Genomic DNA, 25637 nt, shown 5'->3' with positions numbered 1-25637 from the left:
TGCCATGCAGTCACTCGAACCCCTGACGATCCTCATCGCCGAAGACAGCGCGGCCGATCGCATGCTGCTGTCTCACATCGTCCGCCGCCAAGGTCATGACGTGTTGACGGCCGCCAACGGTGCGGAGGCGGTCGACGCATTTCGTGAGCAGCGACCGCACCTGGTGTTGATGGACGCCATGATGCCGGTGATGGACGGTTTCGAGGCCGCGCGGCAGATCAAGTTGCTGGCCGGGGAAACCCTGGTGCCGATCATCTTCCTGACCTCGCTCAGCGAAAGCGAAGCCCTGGCCCGATGCCTGGAGGCTGGCGGCGATGACTTTCTGGCAAAGCCGTACAACCCGGTCATTCTGGCGGCCAAGATCAAGGCGATGGATCGCTTGCGCCGCTTGCAGGCCACCGTGCTGCAGCAGCGTGACCAGATCGCCAAACATCACGAGTATTTGCTCAATGAACAGCGGGTGGCCAAGGCGGTATTCGACAAGGTCGCACATTCCGGCTGTCTGAGTGCGCCGAACATCCGCTACCTGCAATCGCCTTACGCGCTGTTCAATGGTGATCTGCTGTTGGCCGCCTTCACCCCGGCCGGTGATATGCATGTGCTGTTGGGGGACTTCACCGGCCATGGTTTACCAGCGGCCGTGGGCGCCATGCCACTGGCCGAAGTCTTCTACGGCATGACGGCCAAGGGCTACGGCTTGCCTGAAACCCTGCGTGAGATGAACGCCAAGCTCAAACGCATCCTGCCGGTGGACATGTTCTGCTGCGCCACCTTGCTGTGTTTGAGCTTTCAACGACGCTCGGTGGAGGTCTGGAATGGCGGAATGCCGGACGGCTATTTGCATACTATCGCCACGGGGGAGCGCAAGCCGCTGACAGCGCGTCACCTGCCACTGGGCGTGCTGAGCCTGCAAACCTTCGATGACCGCACCGAAGTGTTCCCGATGGCTGTCGGGGATCGAGTGTTCCTGCTGTCCGACGGGGTCATCGACACGTGTGATGGCGATGAACAATTGTTTGGCGTGGAGCGGTTGCGGCAGGTGTTTGCGGCCAATCGTCAGCCTGACACGCTGTTCGAGGAAATCGAACAGGCCCTGCGGGATTTTGGTGGCGAAGCCCGCGATGACGTGAGCATGGTCGAGGTCAGTCTGCTGGAGGCGGCGCTACTGACCCCGCCTGCGCTGGTGTACTCCGACAGCGGCCAGTCCTGTCCACTGGACTGGTCGGCAAGTTTTGAGTTCCGCGCCGCTACCCTCAAGCGTTTCAATCCGTTGCCCTACCTGTTGCAGTTACTGCTTGAGGTTCACGGGTTGCGGGCTCAAAGCGGCGCGCTCTACAGTGTGCTCGCCGAGTTGTATTCCAATGCACTGGAGCACGGCGTGCTGGGTCTGGATTCAAGCCTCAAGAGCGATGCATCGGGCTTTGCACGCTATTATCTTCAGCGCAACGAGCGGCTGGATGCATTGCAGGACGGTTATGTGCGGGTGCATTTGCAGGTCACGCCAGAAGGCAAGGGCGGTTGCCTGACTGTTCGGGTTGAAGACAGTGGCAATGGTTTTGACGTGGCGCGGGTGCTGGAGCGGTCGCTTGATAGTGTCCGTCTCTCGGGCCGTGGCGTCAGCCTTGTCCGCCAGTTGGGCCGTAATGCGAGCTGGTCTGACGAGGGGCGCAGTGCGTGCGTGGAGTTTTTCTGGGACGCTCTGGCATAATTCACGGATTCTTGATCAAGGAGTGAACAAGTGGCTGACACACATCTGGACTGTGACGTGCTGAGCGCGTTGCAGGAAATTATGGGAGACGGGTATCCAGAATTGCTCGATACCTTTCTCGCCGATTCCGAAGAGCGCTTGAGTCTGCTGCGGCAGGCTGACGATGCCGAACGGTTAGGCGCCACTGCGCACAGTTTCAAGGGCAGCAGCAGCAACATGGGCGCCGTTCGCCTGGCTGCGCTGTGCCATGAGCTGGAGCAGCATGCCAAGCAAAAAAATTTGGCGGAGATTGAAACACTGGTTCAAAGCATCGACGGCGAATTCGCCATCATCCGGCCGCTTTATGAGGCTGAAAGGCAGCGATCTCTGTCCGGTTAATCCGACCATTCGATGCTTTTAACGCCGCTTTGGTCATGATGGCCCGACCCTTGCAGTCAACTCACTCAACTGTACCTACGATCCAGTGCAGCGGAGACCGTTTCATGCCCGTTACCCCAAATTCCCTTCTTCAGGCCAGCCCAGCGGCCAAGACACTCGCCGTTTCCGCCAATACCCCGGCGGCGGCTGCTGAGCCCGGGGACAAGGCGTCCAGCTTCGCTAAGGTTTATGCCAATCAGGCTCAGGACAAGCCTGCTGCGGGCGCGAATAAATCCGCCACGCCGGCAACTGACACCGCTGCACAAGGCACCGCAAAATCCGACGTTAGCAGCGACAACGCTGCCGCCCCGGAACCTGCGGTTGCCGATAGCGGCAACTCCTTGCCCGCCGAAAAACCGGCGCCGGTCGAGGATGCCAACGATCTCGCGCCGGATACCATTGAGGCGCCGGTGGTCGACACCACCCCAATGGATCCGTCCCTTGCCCCGGCCTTGATGGCTGCAGTGCAACCGCAGGTCGCGGCGCCTGTAGCTGCCGTTTCGGTGCCAGCCACTGCAACCACCGGCAGCGACTTCGATCCTGAAGCCGATCCGCTTGATGCACTGCCGGCAGTGCGTTTGGCCATGGAGCAAAGTGGTCACGTTTCCGCTTCCAGCCAGGCCCAGCCCAAACCATCTGCGACCCAGGCCCAGGCTGACAGCGAACCGACCTCGGTGCAGAGCTTTGCTGCCGGCATGGCGAATATGCTCGACGTACAAACCGACAAGGACAGCACCAGTCAAGGCGGCGAGAAAGCGTTCAGCGGTCTCATCGATGACGGCCTGAAAGACCTGAAATCCGCCAGCAGTGATACCCGTGTCGATGACTTCGCCAACCGCCTGGCGGCATTGACTCAAGCGGCCACACCTAAAACGGCCAACGCGTTGCCGGTGAATCAGCCAATCGCCATGCATCAGAGTGGCTGGACCGAAGAAGTGGTCAACCGCGTCATGTACCTCTCCAGCGCCAACCTCAAGGCGGCCGATATTCAGTTGCAACCGGCCGAACTGGGTCGCCTCGACATTCGGGTGAACATGGTTCCGGACCAGCAGACCCAGGTCACCTTCATGAGCGCCCATCCAGGCGTACGCGAAGCGCTGGACAGCCAAATGCATCGACTGCGTGACATGTTCACGCAACAGGGCATGGGGCAGGTCGACGTCAACGTGTCTGATCAGTCGCGTGGCTGGCAAGGCCAGGGGCAGGGGCAGGATCAGGCGCAACAGGGGCAGGCAGGTCGCACCAGCGCCAGCGGCGGTCGCGTTGATTCCATGGATGATGAGCTTGCGCCGTCTGTGGCAGAGGTGTCGGAAGCCGCTACCAGCGTGATCGGCTCCAGCGCCGTCGACTACTACGCCTGATAAAACGCAGGACCCCTTGTGGGAGCGAGCCTGCTCGCGAAAGCGGTGTATCAGCCAACAACTTTGTTGGATGTGAAGCAGCCTTCGCGAGCAGGCTCGCTCCCACATTGATTTGTGCTCCGCCAACTCCTCCTGAGACTTGGTACCAGTGGTTGTCGCTTCAACTACTTAGCCTGATAAAACGCAGGACCCCTTGTGGGAGCGAGCCTGCTCGCGATAGCGGTATATCAGTCAGTAACTCTGTTGGATGTGAAGTCGCCATCGCGAGCAGGCTCGTTCCCACATTTGTTTTGATGTGCCCCCTAAGTCCCCGTCCCCCCCGACACTTCTGGCATAACACTTGCTCTTGCCTTGCCGTGCGACTGTGAAAACCCGAATAGTGACGGATTATTGGCATGGCGAAGAGCGACGCAGCAGTAAAAGCCCCCGCAACCAAAGGCAAGATCAAGCTGATCATTTTGATCGTGGTGGCCTTGCTGCTGGCGATCGGCATGTCCGTGGGGGCGACCTGGTTCTTCATGCACAGCGCCCAGAGCAAGCCTGCCGCGGTGGAAACCGCAGTGGTCGGCAAGCAGCCAGCAATTTTTGAGCCCTTGGCGCCGGCCTTCGTGGCCAACTTCAACCAGAATGGCCGTCAGCGCTACATGCAGGTGAGCATCACCATGCAGGGTCGCAATCAGGCCGATCTGGAAGCGCTCAAAGTGCACATGCCGGTGATCCGCAACAACCTGGTCATGCTGTTCTCCGGTCAGGATTTCACCACCCTGGCCACGCCGATTGGCCAGGAAATGTTGCGTCAGAAGGCCACGGCCAGCGTGCAGGAAGTGGCGCAGAAAGAGCTCGGCAAAGTGGTGATCGAACAGTTGCTTTTCACTAATTTCGTACTGCAGTAGGAACACGACATGGCCGTGCAGGACCTGCTGTCCCAGGATGAGATCGATGCGCTGTTGCATGGCGTCGACGATGGTCTGGTACAGACCGATGACGCTGCTGAACCCGGCAGCGTCAAAAGCTACGACCTGACCAGCCAGGATCGCATCGTTCGCGGACGCATGCCGACCCTGGAGATGATCAACGAGCGCTTCGCCCGCTACACCCGCATCAGCATGTTCAACATGCTGCGCCGCTCGGCGGACGTTGCCGTCGGTGGTGTGCAGGTGATGAAGTTTGGCGAATACGTGCACTCGCTGTACGTACCGACCAGCCTCAACCTGGTCAAGATCAAGCCGTTGCGCGGTACCGCACTGTTCATCCTCGACGCCAAACTGGTGTTCAAGCTGGTGGACAACTTCTTCGGCGGCGATGGCCGTCACGCCAAGATCGAGGGGCGTGAATTCACCCCGACCGAACTGCGCGTGGTGCGCATGGTGCTGGAGCAGGCCTTCGTCGATTTGAAGGAAGCCTGGCAGGCAATCATGGAAGTGAACTTCGAGTACATCAATTCGGAAGTCAACCCGGCCATGGCCAACATCGTTGGCCCGAGCGAAGCGGTGGTGGTGTCCACGTTCCACATCGAACTCGATGGCGGTGGCGGCGACCTGCACGTGACCATGCCGTATTCGATGATCGAGCCCGTGCGCGAAATGCTCGACGCCGGTTTCCAGTCGGACCTCGACGATCAGGACGAACGCTGGGTCAATGCCCTGCGTCAGGACGTGCTGGATGTCGACGTGCCGATCGGTGCCACGGTTGCCCGTCGCCAGTTGCGCTTGCGCGACATCCTGCACATGCAGCCGGGGGACATTATCCCGGTCGAGATGCCGGAAGAAATGATCATGCGCGCCAACGGCGTGCCTGCCTTCAAGGTCAAGATGGGCTCGCACAAAGGCAACCTCGCGTTGCAAGTGATCGAGCCGATCGAGCGCCAATGACCGGCGCTCAACCTCCTTTGTTTCAACAGACTGCTACTCACTGAATTTTTGCCCGCCGAGGACAAATGATGAACGACGATATGAACGCCATGGACGACCAGGCACTGGCTGATGAGTGGGCTGCGGCCCTGGAAGAAACCGGTGACGCCGGTCAGGCCGATATCGACGCCTTGCTGGCTGCCGATCGCGCTGGCTCGTCGTCCAATCGTCTGCCGATGGAAGAGTTTGGCAGCGTGGCGAAAAGCAAAGATCCGGTCAGCCTGGAAGGTCCGAACCTGGACGTGATCCTCGATATCCCGGTTTCGATTTCCATGGAAGTGGGCAGCACAGACATCAACATCCGTAACCTGCTGCAACTCAACCAGGGGTCGGTGATTGAGCTGGATCGCCTGGCCGGCGAGCCGCTGGACGTACTGGTCAACGGCACGCTGATCGCTCACGGCGAAGTGGTGGTGGTCAACGAGAAGTTCGGCATCCGCCTGACCGACGTGATCAGCCCAAGCGAACGCATCAAGAAGCTGCGCTAAGTGAAAAAGGTTCTGGGGTTTGTGCTGTCGATGCCGTGCAGTGTGCTGGCTGCCGAGCCGGTAGCGACCGCTACTGCGGCTGCCGCGCCGGCGGTCAGCAGTGGTGTGGCCGGGCAATTGACGCAATTGGTATTCGGCTTGCTGCTGGTGCTGGGGTTGATCTTCTTCCTCGCCTGGTTGTTGCGCCGGGTTCAACAAGCCGGGCCGGCTGGCAAAGGGCAGGTGATCGAGCTGATCGGTTCCCGCGCGCTGGGTCCTCGCGACCGTTTGATGCTGGTGCAAGTCGGCAACGAGCAGATCCTGCTCGGCCTCAGCCCTGGCACCATCACCGCGCTGCATGTGCTCAAGGAGCCGGTGCAAGTGCCGGGCGGGACTGAGAAAGCGACCCCCGAGTTTGCCCAGCATCTGTTGAAGATGCTCGGCAAGGATCAGAAGGATAAGAAGTAATGGGTGCGTTACGCATCGTCTTGACGCTGGCCCTGATGCTGGCCGCGCCGCTGGCGTTCGCCGCCGATCCGTTGTCGATCCCGGCGATCACCTTGGGCACCAATGCCAATGGCGCTCAGGAATATTCGGTCAGCCTGCAAATCCTGCTGATCATGACCGCGTTGAGTTTCATTCCGGCGTTCGTCATGCTGATGACCAGCTTCACCCGGATCATCATCGTCTTCTCGATCCTGCGCCAGGCCTTGGGCCTGCAGCAGACGCCGTCGAACCAGATCCTTACGGGTATGGCGCTGTTTCTGACGCTGTTCATCATGGCGCCGGTGTTTGACCGGGTGAATCAGGACGCCTTGCAACCGTATCTGGCGGAAAAACTCACCGCTCAGGATGCCGTGGCCAAGGCCCAGGTGCCGATCAAGGACTTCATGCTGGCGCAAACTCGCAGCAGCGATCTTGAGCTGTTCGTGCGCCTGTCCAAGCGTACCGATATCGCCTCGCCGGATCAGGCGCCGCTGACCATTCTGGTGCCGGCGTTTGTCACCTCCGAGCTGAAAACCGCGTTTCAGATCGGCTTCATGATCTTCATTCCGTTCCTGATCATCGACCTGGTCGTGGCCAGTGTGCTGATGGCGATGGGGATGATGATGCTCTCGCCACTGATCATTTCCCTGCCATTCAAGATCATGCTGTTCGTGCTGGTGGATGGCTGGGCGGTGATCATCGGCACTTTGGCGAGCAGCTTCGGCGGTGTGTCGCCATGACGCCGGAAGTGGCGGTAGACATCTTTCGCGAAGCGCTGTGGCTGACCACCATGATGGTCGCTGTGCTGGTGATTCCCAGCCTGTTGGTCGGCCTGTTGGTGGCGATGTTCCAGGCGGCTACGCAGATCAACGAACAGACCCTGAGCTTCTTGCCGCGCTTGCTGGTCATGCTGGTGACGCTGATTGTTGCTGGTCCGTGGCTGGTGCAGACGTTCATGGAATACATCCTGCAGCTGTACGGCAGTATTCCTCAGGTCATCGGCTAAATCATGCCGTCGCTGTTGCAGCTGACCGACACACAGATCAGTACCTGGGTGGCGACGTTTATGTTGCCGCTGTTTCGCATCGGTGCACTGCTGATGGTCATGCCGGTGTTCGGCACGACCCTGGTGCCCAAGCGTGTGCGTTTGTACTTCGCGCTGGCGATCACCGTGGTGATTGCGCCGGGCCTGCCGCCGATGCCGCCGGTCAATGCGCTGGACTTGAGCGGGCTGCTGCTGATTGCCGAACAGATCCTGATCGGCGCGGTGCTGGGTTTTTCCTTGCAGCTGTTCTTTCAGGCCTTCGTGGTCGCCGGGCAGATCGTCTCCATTCAGATGGGCATGGGCTTCGCTTCGATGGTCGACCCCACCAACGGCGTTTCCGTGGCGGTGATCGGGCAGTTCTTCACCATGCTGGTGACGCTGTTGTTCCTGTCCATGAACGGGCATCTGGTGGTCTTCGAAGTCCTCACTGAAAGCTTCACCACCATGCCGGTCGGTAGCGGGTTGATGGTCAATCATTTCTGGGAGCTGGCCGGCAAGCTCGGCTGGGTCCTGGGTGCCGCGCTGTTGCTGGTGCTGCCAGCAATTACGGCGCTATTGGTGGTCAACATTGCGTTCGGCGTGATGACCAGGGCCGCGCCGCAGCTGAACATTTTCTCTATCGGTTTCCCGCTGACCTTGGTGCTCGGGCTGTTCATCGTCTGGGTCGGGCTGGCGGACATCATTAATCAGTATCAACCGCTGGCCACCGAGGCTCTGCAGTTTTTACGCGAACTGGCACGGGCGCGCTGAGTCATGGCTGAGAGCGAAAGCGGTCAGGACAAAACAGAAGACCCCACGGAGAAACGCAAAAAGGACTCCCGGGACAAGGGTGAGATAGCACGCTCCAAGGAGCTCAACACCTTGGCGATCATGCTCGCCGGTGCCGGCGCACTGCTGATTTTCGGCGGTGCCCTGGCACAGGAGATGATGGAGCTGATGCGCATGAACTTCACGCTCTCGCGGGAAGTGATACTGGATCAGCGCAACATGGGCACTTTCCTGCTGCATTCGGGGCAGATTGCGCTGGTGGCGATTCAGCCGGTGATGATCACCTTGCTGCTGGCCGCGTTGATCGGTCCGATTTCCCTCGGTGGCTGGTTGTTCGCGGCGGGCTCGATGGCGCCCAAATTCAGTCGAATGAACCCTGGCGCGGGGCTCAAGCGGATGTTCTCGGCCAAGGCCATCGTCGAGTTGCTCAAGGCATTGGCGAAGTTTCTGATCGTGCTGTTCGTGGCGCTCGCCGTGCTGTCTTCCGACATCGACGACTTGATGCGCATCGCGCACGAGCCATTGGAGATGGCGGTCGTTCACAGCCTGCAAGTGGTCGGCTGGAGCACCTTGTGGATGGCCTGCGGGCTGATCATCATCGCCGCCGTCGACGTGCCGGTGCAGCTATGGGAGAGCCACAAGAAACTGCTGATGACCAAGCAGGAAGTGCGCGACGAACACAAGGATCAGGAAGGGCGGCCCGAGGTCAAGCAGCGCATTCGCCAGTTGCAGCGCGAGATGTCGCAGCGGCGGATGATGGCGGCCATTCCCGAGGCCGACGTGGTCATCACCAACCCGACGCACTATGCCGTCGCCCTCAAATACGATCCGGATAAAGGCAGTGCGCCGGTGTTGCTGGCCAAGGGTAGCGATTTCCTGGCCTTGAAAATCCGTGAAATCGCCGTGGCCAACGACGTGCTGCTGCTCGAATCGCCAGCGCTGGCGCGTTCGATCTATTACTCCACTGAGCTGGAGCAGGAAATTCCTGGCGGGCTGTATCTGGCGGTCGCTCAGGTATTGGCCTACGTCTACCAGATCCGCCAGCACCGTGCGGGCAAAGGCAAACCGCCTGAGCCGCTCAAGGATGACTTGCCGATCCCGCCGGATTTGCGCCGCGACTCCTGACCCCTGTAGCAGCTGCCGAGCCCGCGAGGCTGCGTCCGACTGCGCAGCAGTCGTAGATTCTTGACCGCGCGACCGCTTCGCAGTCGAACGCAGCCTCGCGGGCTCGGCAGCTGCTACAGGCCGGTGTCCGAATCCCGCTCGTCTGAAAGCCCTGCCTACCTGTTAGTTCTGACAGTAGACAGTCAGCGCTCTCAAGCGCTTTCATTGTCCGGGTAATTCTCCCGGCGATGTCCCTTCAGTAGCGGCTCTGATCCTTTTAGTTGAGCGCCAGAGATGCGCCTTGTTCAGTTCTAAGAGGCTGCAATCATGGAAGCGCAACCGTTTAAAAAGCTGCTGGGCATGGAGGTGGAGTTTGTCTCGGGTACGTTGGAAGAATATCCACGTGATCGCGCAATCGGTTACTCCGTCACTTTTAAATTGATGCTGGATTTCACCCATTTTGTGCAGATGGCAAATGTCTTCATTCCGGGCTATCTGGGAGAGCGGACTAACGCGATTCGTCCTGAATTGGGAGGGTTGGCTTATCACAATACCTACAGTCCGTTTAACAGTGCTGCCGGGAACATCATCAACAACGCAAAGCTCTTCGAACTCTTCACGAGTCCGGATTCATACATGGAAGGCTGGATCAGCGAGGCGATGGAAAGGCGCTATCACAGGCCACAATTCAAAATAGAGGGAGACCTGCTGTTTATTACCGCCAGGCAGGATTTTCGGTGGGAAGATCCTGAGCGGCAGATCGGGATCAAAGATCTTGGAATCATCCCCTTTCATTGGGCGCTGACCCTGATAGTACAAATCAAGAAGGAGCCTGAAATAGTAACGCCAGTGTCTATGGTGACGCTGATGTACACGCAGGAGGACCGAGTCGTCATCGATGGCGTTGAAGTGCTCAAGGGCGCACGCTACATCAATGGCAAAACATTGAGTTTTGGTCCAATCACTGGCAAACAGGTTCTGACCGCGGGTTAATCAATCGAATCGTCCCTCGGCAGCTGCTACAACAAAACCCCCAATCGATCCCTCCATTTATCACCATTGCAAAAGTTGGAAGGCTTCTTGCAGTAGCCGCCCTGCGCCTGCTTCATGCGTCAAAAGTTTGCTTTAAAGGAACGGGGAAAACCGGTGGATCGCTCTCAGTTATTCAACAATGCCCGCACAAACGTTGCCGACTTGAGTCGGGGCAATCTGGGTGTGCCGTTGTTGTTGCTGGTCATGCTGGCCATGATGATGCTGCCGGTGCCGCCGTTCCTGCTCGACGTGTTCTTCACGTTCAACATTGCGCTGTCCATCGTCGTGCTGCTGGTCTGCGTCTACGCCTTGCGGCCACTGGATTTTGCGGTGTTTCCGACCATTCTGTTGGTGGCGACACTGTTGCGACTGGCGCTGAACGTGGCTTCCACGCGGGTGGTGATGCTCCACGGTCAGGACGGTCACGCCGCTGCCGGCAAGGTGATTCAGGCTTTCGGTGAGGTGGTGATTGGCGGTAACTATGTCGTCGGTATCGTGGTCTTCGCGATTTTGATGATCATCAACTTCGTCGTGGTGACCAAGGGTGCCGGGCGGATTTCCGAGGTGAGCGCGCGATTCACCCTCGATGCGATGCCCGGCAAGCAAATGGCAATCGACGCCGATTTGAACGCCGGCCTGATCGATCAGAACCAGGCCAAACTGCGCCGGATGGAAGTGGCCCAGGAAGCCGAGTTCTATGGTTCCATGGACGGTGCCAGCAAATTTGTGCGCGGTGACGCCATCGCCGGTCTGCTGATTCTGTTCATCAACCTGATTGGCGGCATCGCCGTCGGTATCTTCCAGCACAACATGAGCTTCGCCGACGCCGGCAAGGTTTACGCGCTGCTGACTATTGGTGACGGTTTGGTGGCGCAATTGCCATCACTGCTGTTGTCCACCGCGGCGGCGATCATGGTGACCCGTGCTTCCGGTTCGGAAGACATGGGCAAGCAAATCAACCGCCAGATGTTCGCTTCGCCCAAAGCGCTGGCCGTCGCAGCGGGTTTGATGGCGGTGATGGGGCTTGTGCCGGGCATGCCGCACTTCTCCTTCCTGAGCATGGCGGCTGTCGCTGCCGGTGGTGCGTACCTGTTCTGGAAGAAGCAGAACGTGGTCAAGGTCCAGGCCCAGCAAGAGGTCAAGCGTCAGCAGGAACTGCTGCCTTCGCCAGCCCGCGCCATGGAAACCAAAGAGCTTGGTTGGGACGACGTCACGCCGATCGACATGATTGGTCTGGAAGTCGGCTATCGCCTGATTCCACTGGTGGACCGCAATCAGGGCGGTCAACTGCTGGCGCGGATCAAGGGCGTGCGCAAGAAGCTGTCCCAGGACCTGGGCTTCTTGATGCCGACGGTGCATATACGTGACAACCTCGACCTGGCGCCGAGTGCCTATCGCCTCACGTTGATGGGGGTGATCCTTGCCGAGGCGGAGATTTACCCTGATCGCGAACTGGCGATCAACCCGGGGCAGGTCTACGGCACGCTTAATGGCATAACCGCCAAAGATCCGGCTTTCGGGTTAGAGGCGGTCTGGATCGAAATCAGCCAGCGCGCGCAGGCGCAATCCCTTGGTTACACCGTGGTCGATGCCAGTACGGTCGTGGCCACCCACTTGAACCAGATTCTGTACAAGCACTCCAGCGAACTGATCGGTCACGAAGAAGTCCAGCAACTCATGCAATTGCTGGCCAAAAGCTCGCCTAAATTGGCTGAGGAGTTGGTGCCGGGCGTGGTTTCGCTGTCGCAGTTGCTCAAGGTGTTGCAAGCGCTGCTGGCCGAGCAGGTGCCCGTGCGAGACATTCGCAGCATCGCCGAGGCGATCGCCAATAATGCCGCCAAGAGTCAAGATACTGCCGCTCTGGTCGCAGCTGTGCGCGTCGGCGTGTCCCGCGCAATCGTCCAAAGCATTGTAGGCACTGACTCTGAGCTACCAGTGATCACTCTGGAGCCAAGGTTGGAACAGATATTGCTCAATAGTATTCAGAAGGCAGGACAAGGCTCGGAGGAGGGCGTTCTGCTGGAGCCAAGCATGGCTGAGAAACTGCAGCGCTCGTTGATCGATGCCGCGCAGCGTCAGGAAATGCAAGGTCAACCGGTGATTCTGCTGGTGGCCGGCCCGGTTCGCGCCATGTTGTCGCGATTCGGCCGACTGGCAGTCCCGGGTTTGCATGTGTTGGCTTATCAGGAAATTCCTGACAACAAGCAAGTGACCATCGTTGCGACAGTAGGGCCCAACGGCTGAGGTAGTGGTTTATGCAAGTTAAGCGTTTTTTCGCCGCCGATATGCGTCAGGCCATGAAGCTGGTTCGTGATGAGCTGGGCGCTGATGCCGCCATTATTGGCAATCGCCGGATTGCCGGTGGTGTCGAGTTGACGGCTGCGCTGGATTACAAATTGTCGGCGCTGGCCCCGCGTGTTCCGAACATGGAACTCGAGGATGAGCTGCGCAAGACCCAGTCGCGCATCGTGACTGCACAGGCCGAATTGAGCCTGCGTGGCGACGGCGAAACCGAAGGCGACAAGACCACCAATCGCCAGTTGTTCGCCGGCCTGCCACTCACTGCTGCCGAGCCGCTGATCGAACCGACCTACGCCGAACCGCGTCGCGCGCAACCCACCCCGGCACCTGCCGCCGGTGGCGTTGACCCACGTGCGTTCGACTCGATGCGTTTCGAGCTCAATAGTCTGCGCGAACTGATGGAAGTACAGCTCGGCTCGCTGGCCTGGAATCAGCTGCAAGGCAGCCGTCCGGCTCAGGCCAACCTTTGGCGTCGCCTGCAACGCATCGGCCTGTCCGGCCCGTTGTCCCGCGATTTGTTGGCTATGATTCCCGACATTGATGAGCCTCGTCAGGCTTGGCGCATGTTGCTGGCGCACTTGGCGCGGATGATCGCCACACCGGAAATCGAACCACTGGAAGAGGGCGGCGTGATTGCCATGGTCGGTCCTGCCGGCATGGGCAAGACCACCACCCTGGCCAAGCTCGCCGCCCGCTACGTGCTCAAGTACGGCGCGCAGAATATCGCGCTGGTGAGCATGGACAGCTTTCGCATAGGCGCCCAGGAGCAGCTCAAGACGCTCGGGCGGATTCTCAATGTGTCGGTGACCCACGTCGATCCGGGGCAGTCCCTGGTTCAGGCAATGGAACCACTGCTGCGTAAACGCGTGGTGCTGATTGATACTGCGGGTCTTCAGGCCAGCGATCCGGCACTGCGCATGCAACTCGAAAGCCTGGCCGGACGTGGCATCAAATCAAAAAATTATCTGGTGCTGGCAACCACCAGCCAGAAACAGGTTCTAACGGCCGCTTATCATAGTTACAAGCGTTGCGGGCTCGCTGGCTGCATCCTGACTAAACTGGATGAAACGGCAAGTCTGGGCGAGGTGTTAAGCCTGGCGATCAGTCATGAGTTGCCGGTGGCCTATCTGACCGATGGCCCGCGGATTCCGGATGATTTGCATCTGCCGCGTCGTCATCAGTTGGTCAGCCGCGCCGTCAGTGTGCAAATGCAGGAAGAACCCAGCGAAGAAGCCATGGCTGATATGTTCGCTGACATTTACCACAGCCCGACCAAGCAGGTCGGCTAAGGTAGTAATGAACAGTTTTTGTACCTACATCGATGGCCTGCCATGCATTGTTCCTTTAGCGAACGCGCAGCCAGTAATGTGGCCTCCGTCTATGCAWGACAAGGTAAAGAAATAACATGGGCAGCATGCATCCCGTACAGGTGATCGCGGTGACCGGCGGCAAAGGTGGCGTCGGCAAGACTAACGTGTCAGTGAATTTGTCACTGGCCCTGGCCGAACTCGGCCGTCGCGTCATGTTGTTGGACGCTGACCTGGGCCTGGCGAATGTCGACGTCCTGCTGGGACTGACACCCAAAAGGACCCTGGCTGACGTGATTGAAGGCCGCTGTGAGCTGCGCGACGTTCTGTTGCAGGGCCCAGGCGGTATTCGAATCGTTCCGGCGGCCTCCGGCACACAGAGCATGGTTCATCTGAGTCCGGCTCAACACGCCGGCCTGATCCAGGCCTTCAGCGACATTGGCGACAACCTCGACGTCCTGGTGATCGACACCGCCGCGGGTATAGGTGACTCGGTAGTCAGTTTCGTTCGTGCAGCGCAAGAAGTCTTGCTGGTGGTCTGCGACGAACCGACTTCGATTACCGACGCCTACGCCCTGATCAAACTGCTTAACCGCGATTACGGCATGAACCGCTTCCGCGTCCTGGCCAACATGGCCCAGAGCCCGCAAGAAGGTCGCAACCTGTTCGCCAAGTTGACCAAGGTCACCGATCGCTTCCTCGACGTCGCCCTGCAGTACGTCGGCGCGGTGCCTTACGACGAAAGCGTGCGCAAGGCCGTCCAGAAGCAGCGCGCCGTTTATGAAGCCTTCCCGCGTTCCAAGTGCGCCCTGGCGTTCAAGGCCATCGCGCAAAAAGTCGATACCTGGCCATTGCCTGCCAACCCGCGTGGGCACCTGGAGTTTTTTGTCGAGCGGCTCGTGCAGCAGACCGCGGGACCCGTCCTATGACAGCCAGTGGCTACAACCTCTACAAGATGTCGGCACGTGACGCGCAGTACGAGCTGATCGAGCGTTACGCGCCACTGGTCAAACGCATTGCATACCACTTGCTGGCCCGTCTGCCAGCCAGTGTCCAGGTTGAAGACCTGATCCAGGCCGGGATGATCGGCCTGCTTGAAGTGTCGACCAAATACGACGCCAGCAAAGGCGCGAGTTTCGAGACGTACGCGGGCATACGAATCCGCGGCGCCATGCTCGATGAAGTGCGCAAGGGGGACTGGGCACCGCGTTCGGTCCACCGAAATACCCGCATGGTCAGTGACGCGATTCGCTCTATTGAAGCTAAAACCGGCCGTGACGCTAAAGATCACGAGGTTGCGGCCGAACTCCAATTGAGTCTCGACGATTATTACGGGATTTTGAACGACACCCTGGGCAGCCGTTTGTTCAGTTTCGACGATCTGTTGCAGGACGGCGAACACGAAGGGCTGCACGAGGATGGCGCGAGTGCTCATCTCGAGCCGTCACGCGACCTGGAAGATGAACGCTTCCAGGCTGCGCTGGCGGACGCGATTGCCAATTTGCCGGAGCGTGAGCGACTGGTGTTGGCGCTGTACTACGACGAAGAGTTGAATCTCAAGGAAATCGGTGAGGTCCTGGGGGTCAGTGAATCGCGGGTCAGCCAGTTACACAGCCAGTGCGCGGCCCGTTTGCGGGGGCGTTTGGGGGAGTGGCGAGCGCGCTGAAGGCAGTGTGGGGACACTGCGAACGAGACTGGTGTGGTTTTGAACGGCACCGGTCGCGATCTGTTGTGCTCCAGACAGTCATCGAATGCATTGCCGGATTGATTGAAATGGCGCGTCCAGGTGCTGGGCGCGTTTAAGACTGCTTGGAGGTCGAATTGGACAAGAACATGAAAATCCTCATCGTTGATGACTTCTCAACGATGCGGCGGATCATAAAAAACCTGTTGCGTGACCTTGGGTTCACCAACACGGTCGAGGCCGACGATGGCACTACTGCCATTCCGGTTCTCAACAGCGGAAGCATCGACTTTCTGGTGACCGACTGGAACATGCCTGGCATGACCGGTATCGACTTGCTGCGCCACGTGCGCGCCGATGAAAAGCTCAAGCACCTGCCGGTGCTGATGGTAACTGCTGAAGCCAAGCGCGAGCAGATCATCGAAGCGGCCCAGGCCGGTGTAAACGGCTATGTGGTCAAACCCTTCACGGCCCAGGCGTTGAAAGACAAAATCGAGAAAATTTTCGAACGCATCGGTTGATCCACTGCGCCACGGGGGAGCTATGGAGCATAAAGAATCTTCACAGGGCGATTTCGAAACGACCCTGAAAAAACATGCTGTCGAACTGGTCGAGAGCCTTGAAAAAGGCAGGTTCGGCGACGCTGTGCAATTGATCCATGAGCTCAATCAGACCCGTGACCGCGGCCTGTACCAGGAAGTGGGCAAGCTCACTCGCGAGCTGCACAGCGCGATCGTCAATTTCCAGATTGACCCGAACATGCCGCAAGCCGAGGAAGTGTCGCAGATCACCGATGCCACCGAGCGTCTGGGATATGTGGTCAAGCTGACCGAAGCCGCGGCCAACCGCACCATGGATCTGGTGGAAAACGCCACGCCGCTGGTCAATAGCCTGGCTGACGAAGCCCGGGCGTTGAGCACGGATTGGGGACGGTTCATGCGCCGCGAAGTTGGCGCTGAAGAGTTCCGCGAACTGGCTCGCCGGATCGACGGTTTCCTGGCACGCAGCACCGAAGACAACCGCAGGGTGTCGAGCAACCTCAACGACATTTTGCTGGCTCAGGATTACCAGGACCTCACCGGTCAGGTCATCAAGCGCGTGACCCAATTGGTCACCGAAGTTGAAAGCAACCTGCTCAAGCTCGTACTCATGGCCAGCCAGGTAGACCGCTTTGCGGGTATCGAACATGACCGTGAATCGATGCGGGCTGAAAAAGATCCGCAAAAACATCTCTCTCAGGGTGAAGGTCCGCAGATTCATGCCGATAAAAGAGAAGACGTTGTGTCCGGCCAGGACGATGTGGACGATTTGCTATCCAGTCTTGGATTTTAGGTTTTTTAGGTTTTTAAACCTGTTAGGAGCACCCCCTTAATGAGCTTCGGCGCCGATGAAGAGATCCTTCAGGATTTCCTGGTTGAGGCCGGCGAGATTCTAGAGCAACTGTCCGAACAGCTGGTCGAGCTTGAAAGCCGACCGGATGATGCGGACTTGCTCAATGCAATTTTTCGCGGTTTTCACACTGTAAAAGGGGGCGCCGGCTTCCTCCAGCTCAATGAGCTGGTGGAGTGCTGCCACATCGCCGAGAACGTATTCGACATCCTGCGCAAGGGTGAGCGTCGCGTTGATTCGGAACTGATGGACGTGGTCCTTGAAGCGCTGGACGCGGTGAACAGCATGTTCGGCGAAGTCCGCGAGCGTAGCCCGGTTACGGCTGCGACACCTGAATTGCTGGCGGCTCTGGCCCGTCTGGCCGAGCCGCAAACAGCTGATGAACAAGCATCGGTTGCTGAAGTGGCGCAAGCACCTGCCGCTGACAGTGAATCGGACGACATCACCGATAACGAATTCGAACAACTGCTGGACTCGCTCAACGCCGTCAAGGCTGAGGCCGAAGCTCCGGTTACTGCACCAGCGCCGGTCAACGATGCCGCTGCCAGCGACGAAATCACCGATGCCGAGTTCGAGTCGTTGCTCGATCAGCTGCACGGTAAAGGCCAGTTCGCTGTCGACGCGGTGGCCGCTGCGCCAGCCGCGCCTGCAGCCCCGAAAGCAGCAGGCGACAGCTCCGACATTACCGACGACGAGTTTGAAGCACTGCTCGACCAGCTGCACGGCAAAGGCAACTTTGCGGTGGATGCGCTGGAGTCGGCCATTGCCGCCGTCCCAGCTCCGGCTGCGCCAACCGCTAAAGCGGCCGGCGGCGATCTGATCTCCGATCACGAGTTTGAAGCGCTGCTCGACGAATTGCACGGCAAAGGCAAGTTCAGCGAAGTCGGCACAGGTTCTTCCACCTCTTCCGTCGCCGCCCCAGTCGCCAAGGCAGTCGCACCGGCACCGGCACCGGCACCGGTTGCCAAGGCGCCTGAGCCGAAAGCCGAAACGCCGAAACCGGTCGCYGCCGCTGCACCGGTCCCGGCCCGTGCTCCCGCCGCGCCGCCACCGGAAAAACCGGCCAGCGAAGCCGAGACCACGGTGCGGGTCGATACCGCGCGTCTCGACGAAATCATGAACATGGTGGGTGAATTGGTACTGGTGCGTAACCGCCTGGTTCGCCTGGGTGCCAACAGTGCTGATGAGGCCATGTCCAAGGCTGTGTCAAACCTTGACGTGGTGACGGCTGACCTGCAAACCGCGGTCATGAAGACCCGGATGCAACCGATCAAGAAGGTGTTCGGGCGCTTCCCGCGTCTGGTTCGCGACCTGGCTCGCCAGCTCAAGAAAGAAATCAACCTGGAGCTGGTTGGCGAAGAAACCGACCTCGACAAGAACCTCGTCGAGGCTCTGGCCGACCCGCTGGTCCACTTGGTCCGCAACGCGGTCGACCACGGCATCGAGTCGCCGGAAGAACGCGAAGCGTCGGGCAAGTCCCGTGGTGGCAGGGTGATCCTTGCGGCGGAACAGGAGGGCGACCACATCCTGCTGTCGATTTCCGATGACGGCAAAGGCATGGACCCGAATGTCCTGCGCTCCATCGCGGTAAAACGCGGTGTGATGGACAAGGACGCAGCGGATCGCTTGAGCGACACCGAATGCTACAACCTGATTTTCGCGCCAGGGTTCTCGACCAAAACCGAGATCTCCGACGTGTCGGGTCGTGGCGTGGGCATGGACGTGGTGAAAACCAAGATCTCCCAGCTCAACGGTTCGATCAACATTTACTCAACCAAGGGCCAGGGCTCGAAGATCGTCATCAAGGTTCCGTTGACCCTGGCGATCATGCCGACGCTGATGGTCATGCTCGGCAACCAGGCGTTTGCGTTCCCGCTGGTGAACGTCAACGAGATCTTCCACCTCGATCTGTCGACCACCAACGTGGTGGACGGCCAGGAAGTGGTCATCGTGCGCGACAAGGCGCTGCCACTGTTTTACCTCAAACGCTGGCTGGTCAGCTCCGCCGCTCACGAAGAGCAGCGCGAAGGCCATGTGGTGATCCTTTCGGTGGGCACACAGCGGATCGGATTTGTCGTCGATCAGTTGGTGGGCCAGGAAGAAGTGGTCATCAAGCCATTGGGCAAAATGCTCCAGGGAACCCCGGGCATGTCGGGCGCCACCATCACCGGTGACGGCCGTATTGCGCTGATTCTCGATGTACCGAGCATGCTCAAGCGTTACGCCACGCGGCGTATTTGATTCTGGTGGAGCGGGGCGACTGAGCCTCGCTCCGTCTAATGGAGTGTTTATGGCAGTCAAGGTCCTGGTGGTGGACGATTCGGGGTTTTTCCGCCGCCGCGTCTCGGAAATACTTTCAGCGGATTCGAATATCCAGGTCGTCGGTACGGCGACCAACGGAAAAGAGGCGATCGATCAGGCCCTGGCCCTCAAGCCGGACGTGATCACCATGGACTACGAGATGCCGCTGATGGACGGCATCACAGCTGTTCGACACATCATGCAGCGCTGCCCGACGCCCGTGTTGATGTTCTCGTCGCTGACCCACGAAGGTGCCCGGGTCACCCTCGATGCGCTGGACGCCGGCGCCGTCGATTTCCTGCCGAAGAATTTCGAAGACATTTCCCGTAACCCGGAGAAGGTCAAGCAACTGCTGTGCGAGAAGATTCTCAGTATTTCGCGCAGTAACCGTCGCGCCAATACCTACAGCGCACCGACCCCTGTCGCCGTGCCAGTCCCGACGCCAGCGCCTGTGCCTGCAAGCGTCAGCAGTTACGGCAGCAGCGCACCGTCGCGCCCAGCGCCGGCACCGATACTGGCCCGCACACACACCACCGCTCCGTCTGCCCCCTCGTTGCCCGCACCGAAACGCAAAGCCTACAAACTGGTTGCCATCGGCACGTCCACCGGCGGTCCGGTTGCGCTGCAACGGGTCCTGACCCAGTTGCCGGCCAACTTCCCGGCGCCGCTCGTGTTGATCCAGCACATGCCGGCGGCGTTCACCAAAGCCTTCGCCGAACGCCTGGACAAGCTCTGCCGCATCCGCGTCAAGGAAGCCGAGGATGGCGACATCCTGCGCCCTGGCCTGGCGTTGCTGGCACCGGGTGGCAAGCAAATGATGATCGACGGCCGTGGCGCGGTGAAAATCCTGCCGGGCGACGAGCGTCTGAATTACAAACCGAGCGTGGACATCACTTTCGGTTCGGCCGCCAAGTCCTACGGCGACAAAGTTCTGGCGGTCGTTCTGACCGGCATGGGCGCCGACGGTCGCGAAGGTGCTCGCTTGCTCAAGCAGAGCGGCAGTGCGATCTGGGCTCAGGATGAAGCCAGTTGCGTGATCTACGGCATGCCGATGGCCATCGTCAAAGCCGACCTCGCGGACGCGATCTACGGGTTGGAAGATATTGGCAAGCACCTTGTCGAGGCCTGTATCTGATGGATGTTTTAAGCCTTATCGGCATCATCATGGCGTTCGTCGCCATCATTGGCGGCAACTACCTTGAAGGCGGCCACCTCGGCGCACTGGCCAACGGACCGGCAGCGCTGATCGTCCTCGGTGGGACCATCGGCGCAGCGTTGCTGCAATCGCCGATGAGCGCCTTCAAGCGCGCCATGCAAATCCTTGGCTGGATTCTGTTTCCGCCTCGCGTTGACCTGGCCGGCGGCATTGATCGCGTGGTGAACTGGAGCCTGACCGCCCGCAAGGAAGGTTTGCTCGGCCTGGAAGGGGTGGCTGATGCCGAACCCGACAGCTACTCGCGCAAAGGCTTGCAACTGCTGGTTGACGGTGCCGAACCGGAAGCGATTCGCAGCATTCTGGAAGTCGATTTCTACACCCAGGAAAGCCGCGATATCGAAGCCGCCAAAGTTTTCGAAAGCATGGGCGGCTATGCGCCGACCATCGGCATCATCGGTGCGGTAATGGGCCTGATCCATGTCATGGGCAACCTGGCCGATCCGAGCCAACTGGGCAGCGGCATTGCCGTGGCCTTCGTCGCCACCATCTATGGCGTGGCCAGTGCCAACCTGGTGTTGCTGCCGATTGCCGCCAAGCTCAAGTCCGTCGCCTTGCGCCAGTCGCGTTATCGGGAAATGTTGCTGGAAGGGATCCTGTCGATTGCCGAAGGTGAAAACCCTCGCTCTATTGAGTTGAAGCTTCAGGGCTTCATGGATTGAGGGAGTGATGGACTATGGCTCGTCGCAGGCAACCTGAAGAACATGTAAACCATGAACGTTGGCTCGTTTCCTACGCTGACTTCATTACTTTGCTCTTCGCATTCTTCGTGGTGATGTACTCGATTTCTTCGATCAACGAAGGCAAGTACAAAGTCATCTCGCAAGCGTTGATCGGGGTCTTCACCGACGCTGATCGCTCTCTCAAGCCGATCCCGATCGGCGAAGAGCGGCCGATGACGGTGACGCCGGCCAAGCCTTTGGTGAAGGACAGCGAACAGGTCGATGCCGGTGTCGCCGGCTCCACCGACCCGCTGAAAAGCATCGCCGATGACATCAGCGCGGCGTTCGGTGACCTGATCAGTTCCAATCAGATGACCGTGCGTGGCAATGAGTTGTGGGTTGAGATCGAGCTCAATTCCAGCCTGTTGTTCGGCAGTGGCGATGCCATGCCCAGTGACATCGCGTTCAATATCATCGACAAGGTGGCCCGGATCCTGAAACCGTTCGACAACCCGATTCATGTCGAAGGCTTTACTGATGATCAGCCGATCCGAACCGCGCAGTACCCGACCAACTGGGAACTGTCTTCGGCTCGTTCCGCGAGCATCGTGCGCATGCTGGCGATGCAGGGCGTAAACCCCGGGCGCCTGGCGTCCGTGGGATACGGCGAATTCCAGCCGGTGGCCAACAACGCCACCGCTGAAGGCCGCGCTCGCAACCGTCGAGTGGTGCTGGTGGTTTCGCGCAATCTCGATGTACGCCGCAGCTTGACCGGCACCGGTACCGCTCATGCGCAACCGGATGCCGCGTTGAAGCGTGCTGGCACACAAACTGCACCAACCCCGCTCAAGTCGCCGGGACGAGAGAGCGCCGTCAATTCTCCGTCACCCGCATTAACACGTTGAGCTATTTCTCGGTCGACCCTGTCGACCGAGCGGAACCCTTCGAATGAGAGTCTGGGCAGTTGCCAATCAAAAGGGTGGTGTTGGTAAAACCACTTCCTCTATCGCTTTAGCCGGTTTGCTGGCCGAGGCGGGCAAACGCGTGGTTGTGGTCGATCTCGACCCGCACGGCTCCATGACCAGCTACTTTGGCTACGACCCCGACACTCTGGAACACAGCAGCTACGACTTGTTCCTGCACAAGGGCAGTGTGCCGCAGGGCTTGCCCGGTCAGTTGTTGTTGCCCACCAGCCACGAAAGCATTTCGCTGTTGCCCTCCAGCACCGCGCTCGCCACGCTTGAGCGTCAGTCGCCGGGGCAGAGTGGTTTGGGCCTCGTCATCGCCAAGAGCCTGGCGCAGTTGTGGCAAGACTTCGATTACGCCGTGATCGACAGCCCGCCGTTGCTCGGCGTACTGATGGTCAATGCCTTGGCGGCAAGCCAGCAATTGGTGATCCCGGTACAGACCGAGCACCTCGCCGTCAAAGGTCTGGAACGCATGGTCAATACCCTGGCGATGATCAACCGCTCGCGCAAGCAGGCGCTGCCGTTCACCGTCATCCCGACCTTGTTCGACCGCCGCACCCAGGCTTCCCTCGGGACCCTGCGGGTGCTGCGCGACAAGTACCCGGAAGAAATCTGGCAAGGCTACATCCCGGTCGACACCCGCTTGCGGGATGCGAGCAGGGCCGGACTTACGCCTTCGCAGTTTGACGGCAAGAGCCGCGGCGTTCTCGCGTACCGCGCACTGCTCAAGCATTTGCTGGTGCAGCAATCTGTTGTGCAGGTGGCTTGAGATGAACCTTCCTTGCGGGGTGCTTAAATGAATCGGCCGGTGAAAATCACCTCTCGGCCGCAGCTCGCGCTCCAGAATTACCTGGACGGCTTGCTGCAGGACGCGACCGAGGAGCTGGCGCCGCACATCGAAGCGCTAGTCGAGGTGGGCGAGCCAGAAAGTACCCTGGATGAGTTTCAGTTGGCGGTGCTCGAAGAGCAGGCCCGGGATGCGCGCCCTGTGGCGGTGGTTGCAGCCCCTGTGAATGCCCCCGTGACCAAAGCGCCAGTGCCTGTCATGGAGGTGCCGGCACCTGTCCTGGCGCCGGTATCGACCGTCGAACCATTGCTGCAAACGTTGGTGCCGCCGGTCGTCGACGTTCACTTGCCACCGAGCAACTCTCCGCCTCCGGTGGAAACCGATGGTCGTCCATCATGGGCCGCCGAGCCCTTCGAGTGCCTGTTGTTCGACGTCGCTGGCCTGACACTGGCGGTGCCATTGGTGTGCCTGGGGTCGATTTATTCCTTGGCTGGTCACGAGCTGACGCCGCTGTTCGGTCAGCCAGAATGGTTCCTCGGGATTCTGCCGAGCCAGGCTGGCAACCTGAAAGTATTGGACACCGCGCGTTGGGTCATGCCTGACCGCTACCGTGATGACTTCCGTCAAGGCCTGCAATACGTCATTTCGGTTCAGGGTTATGAGTGGGGGCTGGCGGTGCATCAAGTCAGCCGCTCGTTGCGCCTGGACCCCAACGAAATCAAATGGCGCAGTCACCGTGGTCAACGGCCATGGCTGGCGGGCACCGTAATTGAACACATGTGTGCATTGCTCGACGTTTCCGCGCTGGCTGAGCTAATCGCCAGTGGCGGCGCAAAGCACCTGAGCAGTGTTAAAAAGCCGGCTCACAAACCAACATAAAAACACGCGACGGCAGTGACTGCCGACGTACAGAACACACACCGCCAGGGCGGTTTTTTGAGGGGTCAGGGTATGAATGATAAGGCGACGGCTGCAAAGGGTTCCGAAGATCCGATCCTGCAATGGGTAACCTTCAAGCTGGACAATGAAACCTACGGCATCAACGTGATGCGCGTTCAGGAAGTCCTGCGCTACACCGAAATCGCCCCGGTTCCGGGTGCTCCGAGCTACGTCCTGGGCATCATCAACCTGCGCGGTAATGTGGTCACCGTGATCGACACCCGTCAGCGCTTCGGCCTGATGAACGCCGAGATCAGCGACAACACCCGTATCGTCATCATCGAAGCCGACAAGCAGGTTGTCGGGATCATGGTCGACAGCGTGGCTGAAGTGGTTTACCTGCGTCAGTCGGAAATCGAAACCGCGCCAAACGTCGGTAACGAAGAGTCCGCCAAGTTCATTCAAGGCGTGTGCAACAAGAACAACGAATTGCTGATCCTGGTCGAGCTGGACAAGATGATGAGCGAAGAAGAATGGTCGGATCTGGAGAACATCTGATTGATTCTTGAGGTTGCGGTCACTGTCCTGTTCCTCTTCTGGGCGGGCACGCTGGCGATGTTTCTGGCGTATATACGCGGTCAACGACTGATCGCCGCACAACAGGCTCAGGGCGATGCGCTACGGGATCAGCGCATCAAAGACCTGGCCAAACGCGTGGACGACTACCAGAACGGCAACGTGCGCATGGGTGAAGACCTGCATGAACTGCGCGCGGTGGTCCGCCCGTTGCCGGACAAACTGGCTCAACTGGAGCAGCGCGACCCGACGAGCCTGTCGTTCGCCCAGGCGGCACGACTGGTGGGGATGGGCGCTACAGTTGATGAACTGACTCAGTCCTGCGGGTTGACCCAGGCTGAGGCGGAGTTGATGCGTAAGCTGCACAAGAACTGAACTGATCAAAAGATCGCAGCCTCGTTTCACTCGACAGCTCCTACACAGTAATGGCGTACGCCCTGTAGGAGCTGTCGAGTGAAACGAGGCTGCGATCTTTTTGCATTCAACAAAGATTCAGTAATCATCCCCGCGTTCCGTGACATCCTTCTTTATCTTGGATTTTTCGCGGTTTGGCCCGGCTTGTGATTGCCGACCACCCTCGGTAACGTGAACGCCGCTGATAAACGACGCCTGTTTCAGACATTGCAGTGCCAGGGAGGCCTATGCTCGACATTCTGCGTGGTACACCGCTATGGGTTTATGCAGTCTTTTTTATCCTGACTTACTACGGTGTAAGTGCGTGTTTCAAAAGGCATGAGTCGAAGAGGTCGTTGCAGATCACGCCGGCTATATTTATTGCCATTTCCCTGGCCTCGCTGAAGTTCTCCCAAGGAACTGCGATCCCGCTCTCGATGTATGCGCTGGGATTACTGGCAGGCTGGATTCTGGCGTTGCGCTTTTACTCCTACCAAAGTGTAGAGCGCGATGGGAACCGCCTACTTTTGGGCGGCACAATCAAAGTATTGATGGTGTATTGGTGTTTCTTTGCTTGGCGTTATTACAACGGATACCAGGCGGCCATGCATCCGGAAATGGCTGAGGAAGTGTCGGCGGTGGCATGGTCAGCATTGGGGGCTGGCCTTATCAATGGCTTGATTGTCGGTCGCAGCCTCAGGCTTTTGCGTTTTTTCAAAACTGAGGGCGAGACGACGGTGGCGCTGGCGGACAAATTGCCTAAGAGCTGATTTTTGTGATTCGGCTGAGATTGTTATCGCGAGCAGGCTCACTCCCACAGGGGATCGGTGGCGAACGCACAATGTGTGAGCGCCTCCAATTCATTGTGGGAGTGAGCCT

27 protein-coding genes are annotated in these 25637 nt (G+C 59.2%); all 27 read left to right on the top strand.

Features of this window, described 5'->3' with window-relative positions; genetic code table 11:
* Positions 1–4 precede the first annotated feature (4 nt).
* The 27 genes from AC1DWM_RS12305 to AC1DWM_RS12175 all read left to right on the top strand — a co-directional run bounded on the left by AC1DWM_RS12305 (position 5) and on the right by AC1DWM_RS12175 (position 25528).
* The gene (locus AC1DWM_RS12305; RefSeq protein WP_477795280.1) at positions 5–1708 is read left to right on the top strand and encodes an ATP-binding SpoIIE family protein phosphatase; all 1704 of its coding nucleotides are present in this window, start codon (positions 5–7) and stop codon (positions 1706–1708) included.
* Positions 1709–1738: 30 nt separating this feature from the next.
* Positions 1739–2086 (top strand): Hpt domain-containing protein, encoded by a 348-nt coding sequence (locus AC1DWM_RS12300; protein ID WP_477795279.1) that lies wholly within the window; start codon positions 1739–1741, stop codon positions 2084–2086.
* A 104-nt stretch (positions 2087–2190) separates the two neighbouring features.
* On the top strand, positions 2191–3486 hold the full coding sequence (locus AC1DWM_RS12295) for a flagellar hook-length control protein FliK (RefSeq protein ID WP_477795278.1): 1296 nt from the start codon (positions 2191–2193) through the stop codon (positions 3484–3486).
* Positions 3487–3881: 395 nt separating this feature from the next.
* A complete protein-coding gene (gene fliL / locus AC1DWM_RS12290; protein ID WP_223517071.1) occupies positions 3882–4379 on the top strand; it encodes a flagellar basal body-associated protein FliL in 498 nt (165 codons plus the stop codon).
* 9 nt (positions 4380–4388) lie between these two features.
* Positions 4389–5357, top strand: coding sequence for a flagellar motor switch protein FliM (gene fliM / locus AC1DWM_RS12285; RefSeq protein ID WP_223517073.1), 969 nt, complete (start codon positions 4389–4391; stop codon positions 5355–5357).
* A gap of 68 nt (positions 5358–5425) precedes the next feature.
* Entirely contained in the window at positions 5426–5884 is a 459-nt protein-coding gene (gene fliN / locus AC1DWM_RS12280) for a flagellar motor switch protein FliN (RefSeq protein WP_411741852.1), read from the top strand.
* Complete coding sequence (fliO, locus tag AC1DWM_RS12275) at positions 5885–6331, top strand: flagellar biosynthetic protein FliO (RefSeq protein ID WP_477795277.1); 447 nt, start codon at positions 5885–5887, stop codon at positions 6329–6331.
* Complete coding sequence (gene fliP, locus AC1DWM_RS12270; RefSeq protein WP_477795276.1) at positions 6331–7089, top strand: flagellar type III secretion system pore protein FliP; 759 nt, start codon at positions 6331–6333, stop codon at positions 7087–7089. Before fliO ends, fliP begins: the two co-directional genes overlap by 1 nt.
* On the top strand, positions 7086–7355 hold the full coding sequence (gene fliQ / locus AC1DWM_RS12265) for a flagellar biosynthesis protein FliQ (protein ID WP_007948918.1): 270 nt from the start codon (positions 7086–7088) through the stop codon (positions 7353–7355). Before fliP ends, fliQ begins: the two co-directional genes overlap by 4 nt.
* Positions 7356–7358: 3 nt before the next feature.
* Positions 7359–8144, top strand: coding sequence for a flagellar biosynthetic protein FliR (fliR, locus tag AC1DWM_RS12260; protein WP_223517080.1), 786 nt, complete (start codon positions 7359–7361; stop codon positions 8142–8144).
* A gap of 3 nt (positions 8145–8147) precedes the next feature.
* On the top strand, positions 8148–9287 hold the full coding sequence (gene flhB / locus AC1DWM_RS12255; RefSeq protein WP_477795275.1) for a flagellar biosynthesis protein FlhB: 1140 nt from the start codon (positions 8148–8150) through the stop codon (positions 9285–9287).
* 306 nt (positions 9288–9593) lie between these two features.
* Positions 9594–10259 carry a hypothetical protein gene (locus AC1DWM_RS12250; protein ID WP_477795274.1) on the top strand — a complete coding sequence of 222 codons (666 nt, stop codon included), beginning with the start codon at positions 9594–9596 and terminating at the stop codon, positions 10257–10259.
* 153 nt (positions 10260–10412) lie between these two features.
* Positions 10413–12542: a flagellar biosynthesis protein FlhA gene (flhA, locus tag AC1DWM_RS12245; RefSeq protein ID WP_223517086.1), complete on the top strand. Its 2130-nt coding sequence runs from the start codon at positions 10413–10415 to the stop codon at positions 12540–12542.
* Between the two features lie 11 nt (positions 12543–12553).
* The gene (flhF, locus tag AC1DWM_RS12240) at positions 12554–13888 is read left to right on the top strand and encodes a flagellar biosynthesis protein FlhF (RefSeq protein ID WP_477795273.1); all 1335 of its coding nucleotides are present in this window, start codon (positions 12554–12556) and stop codon (positions 13886–13888) included.
* A gap of 116 nt (positions 13889–14004) precedes the next feature.
* Positions 14005–14835, top strand: coding sequence for a flagellar synthesis regulator FleN (fleN, locus tag AC1DWM_RS12235; RefSeq protein ID WP_003222917.1), 831 nt, complete (start codon positions 14005–14007; stop codon positions 14833–14835).
* Positions 14832–15572: an RNA polymerase sigma factor FliA gene (gene fliA, locus AC1DWM_RS12230; RefSeq protein ID WP_223517089.1), complete on the top strand. Its 741-nt coding sequence runs from the start codon at positions 14832–14834 to the stop codon at positions 15570–15572. The genes fleN and fliA overlap by 4 nt, the downstream gene beginning before the upstream one ends.
* 167 nt (positions 15573–15739) lie before the next feature.
* On the top strand, positions 15740–16111 hold the full coding sequence (locus AC1DWM_RS12225) for a chemotaxis response regulator CheY (RefSeq protein ID WP_024012118.1): 372 nt from the start codon (positions 15740–15742) through the stop codon (positions 16109–16111).
* Between the two features lie 22 nt (positions 16112–16133).
* Complete coding sequence (locus AC1DWM_RS12220) at positions 16134–16922, top strand: protein phosphatase CheZ (RefSeq protein ID WP_223517091.1); 789 nt, start codon at positions 16134–16136, stop codon at positions 16920–16922.
* Positions 16923–16961: 39 nt separating this feature from the next.
* Positions 16962–19220, top strand: coding sequence for a chemotaxis protein CheA (locus AC1DWM_RS12215; protein WP_477795272.1), 2259 nt, complete (start codon positions 16962–16964; stop codon positions 19218–19220).
* Between the two features lie 49 nt (positions 19221–19269).
* Positions 19270–20415 carry a protein-glutamate methylesterase/protein-glutamine glutaminase gene (locus AC1DWM_RS12210; RefSeq protein WP_223517095.1) on the top strand — a complete coding sequence of 382 codons (1146 nt, stop codon included), beginning with the start codon at positions 19270–19272 and terminating at the stop codon, positions 20413–20415.
* Positions 20415–21155, top strand: a complete 741-nt coding sequence (locus tag AC1DWM_RS12205) for a flagellar motor protein (RefSeq protein WP_223517097.1) — start codon at positions 20415–20417, stop codon at positions 21153–21155. The genes AC1DWM_RS12210 and AC1DWM_RS12205 overlap by 1 nt, the downstream gene beginning before the upstream one ends.
* Positions 21156–21169: 14 nt before the next feature.
* Positions 21170–22060: a flagellar motor protein MotD gene (gene motD / locus AC1DWM_RS12200; RefSeq protein WP_477795271.1), complete on the top strand. Its 891-nt coding sequence runs from the start codon at positions 21170–21172 to the stop codon at positions 22058–22060.
* 43 nt (positions 22061–22103) lie between these two features.
* The gene (locus AC1DWM_RS12195; protein ID WP_223517101.1) at positions 22104–22892 is read left to right on the top strand and encodes a ParA family protein; all 789 of its coding nucleotides are present in this window, start codon (positions 22104–22106) and stop codon (positions 22890–22892) included.
* A gap of 27 nt (positions 22893–22919) precedes the next feature.
* The gene (locus tag AC1DWM_RS12190; protein WP_477795270.1) at positions 22920–23789 is read left to right on the top strand and encodes a CheW domain-containing protein; all 870 of its coding nucleotides are present in this window, start codon (positions 22920–22922) and stop codon (positions 23787–23789) included.
* Positions 23790–23861: 72 nt separating this feature from the next.
* Positions 23862–24347, top strand: a complete 486-nt coding sequence (locus AC1DWM_RS12185) for a chemotaxis protein CheW (RefSeq protein ID WP_007946765.1) — start codon at positions 23862–23864, stop codon at positions 24345–24347.
* Complete coding sequence (locus AC1DWM_RS12180) at positions 24348–24740, top strand: DUF2802 domain-containing protein (protein ID WP_477795269.1); 393 nt, start codon at positions 24348–24350, stop codon at positions 24738–24740. It abuts the gene before it with no gap.
* Positions 24741–25006: 266 nt separating this feature from the next.
* The gene (locus AC1DWM_RS12175) at positions 25007–25528 is read left to right on the top strand and encodes a hypothetical protein (protein ID WP_223517107.1); all 522 of its coding nucleotides are present in this window, start codon (positions 25007–25009) and stop codon (positions 25526–25528) included.
* The last annotated feature ends 109 nt before the right edge of the window (positions 25529–25637 follow it).

It is taken from the genome of Pseudomonas sp. P4_C8 (assembly GCF_056401975.1).
The sequence above is the reverse complement of the archived record's forward strand: the minus strand, read 5'-3'. Positions and strand labels throughout refer to the sequence as shown.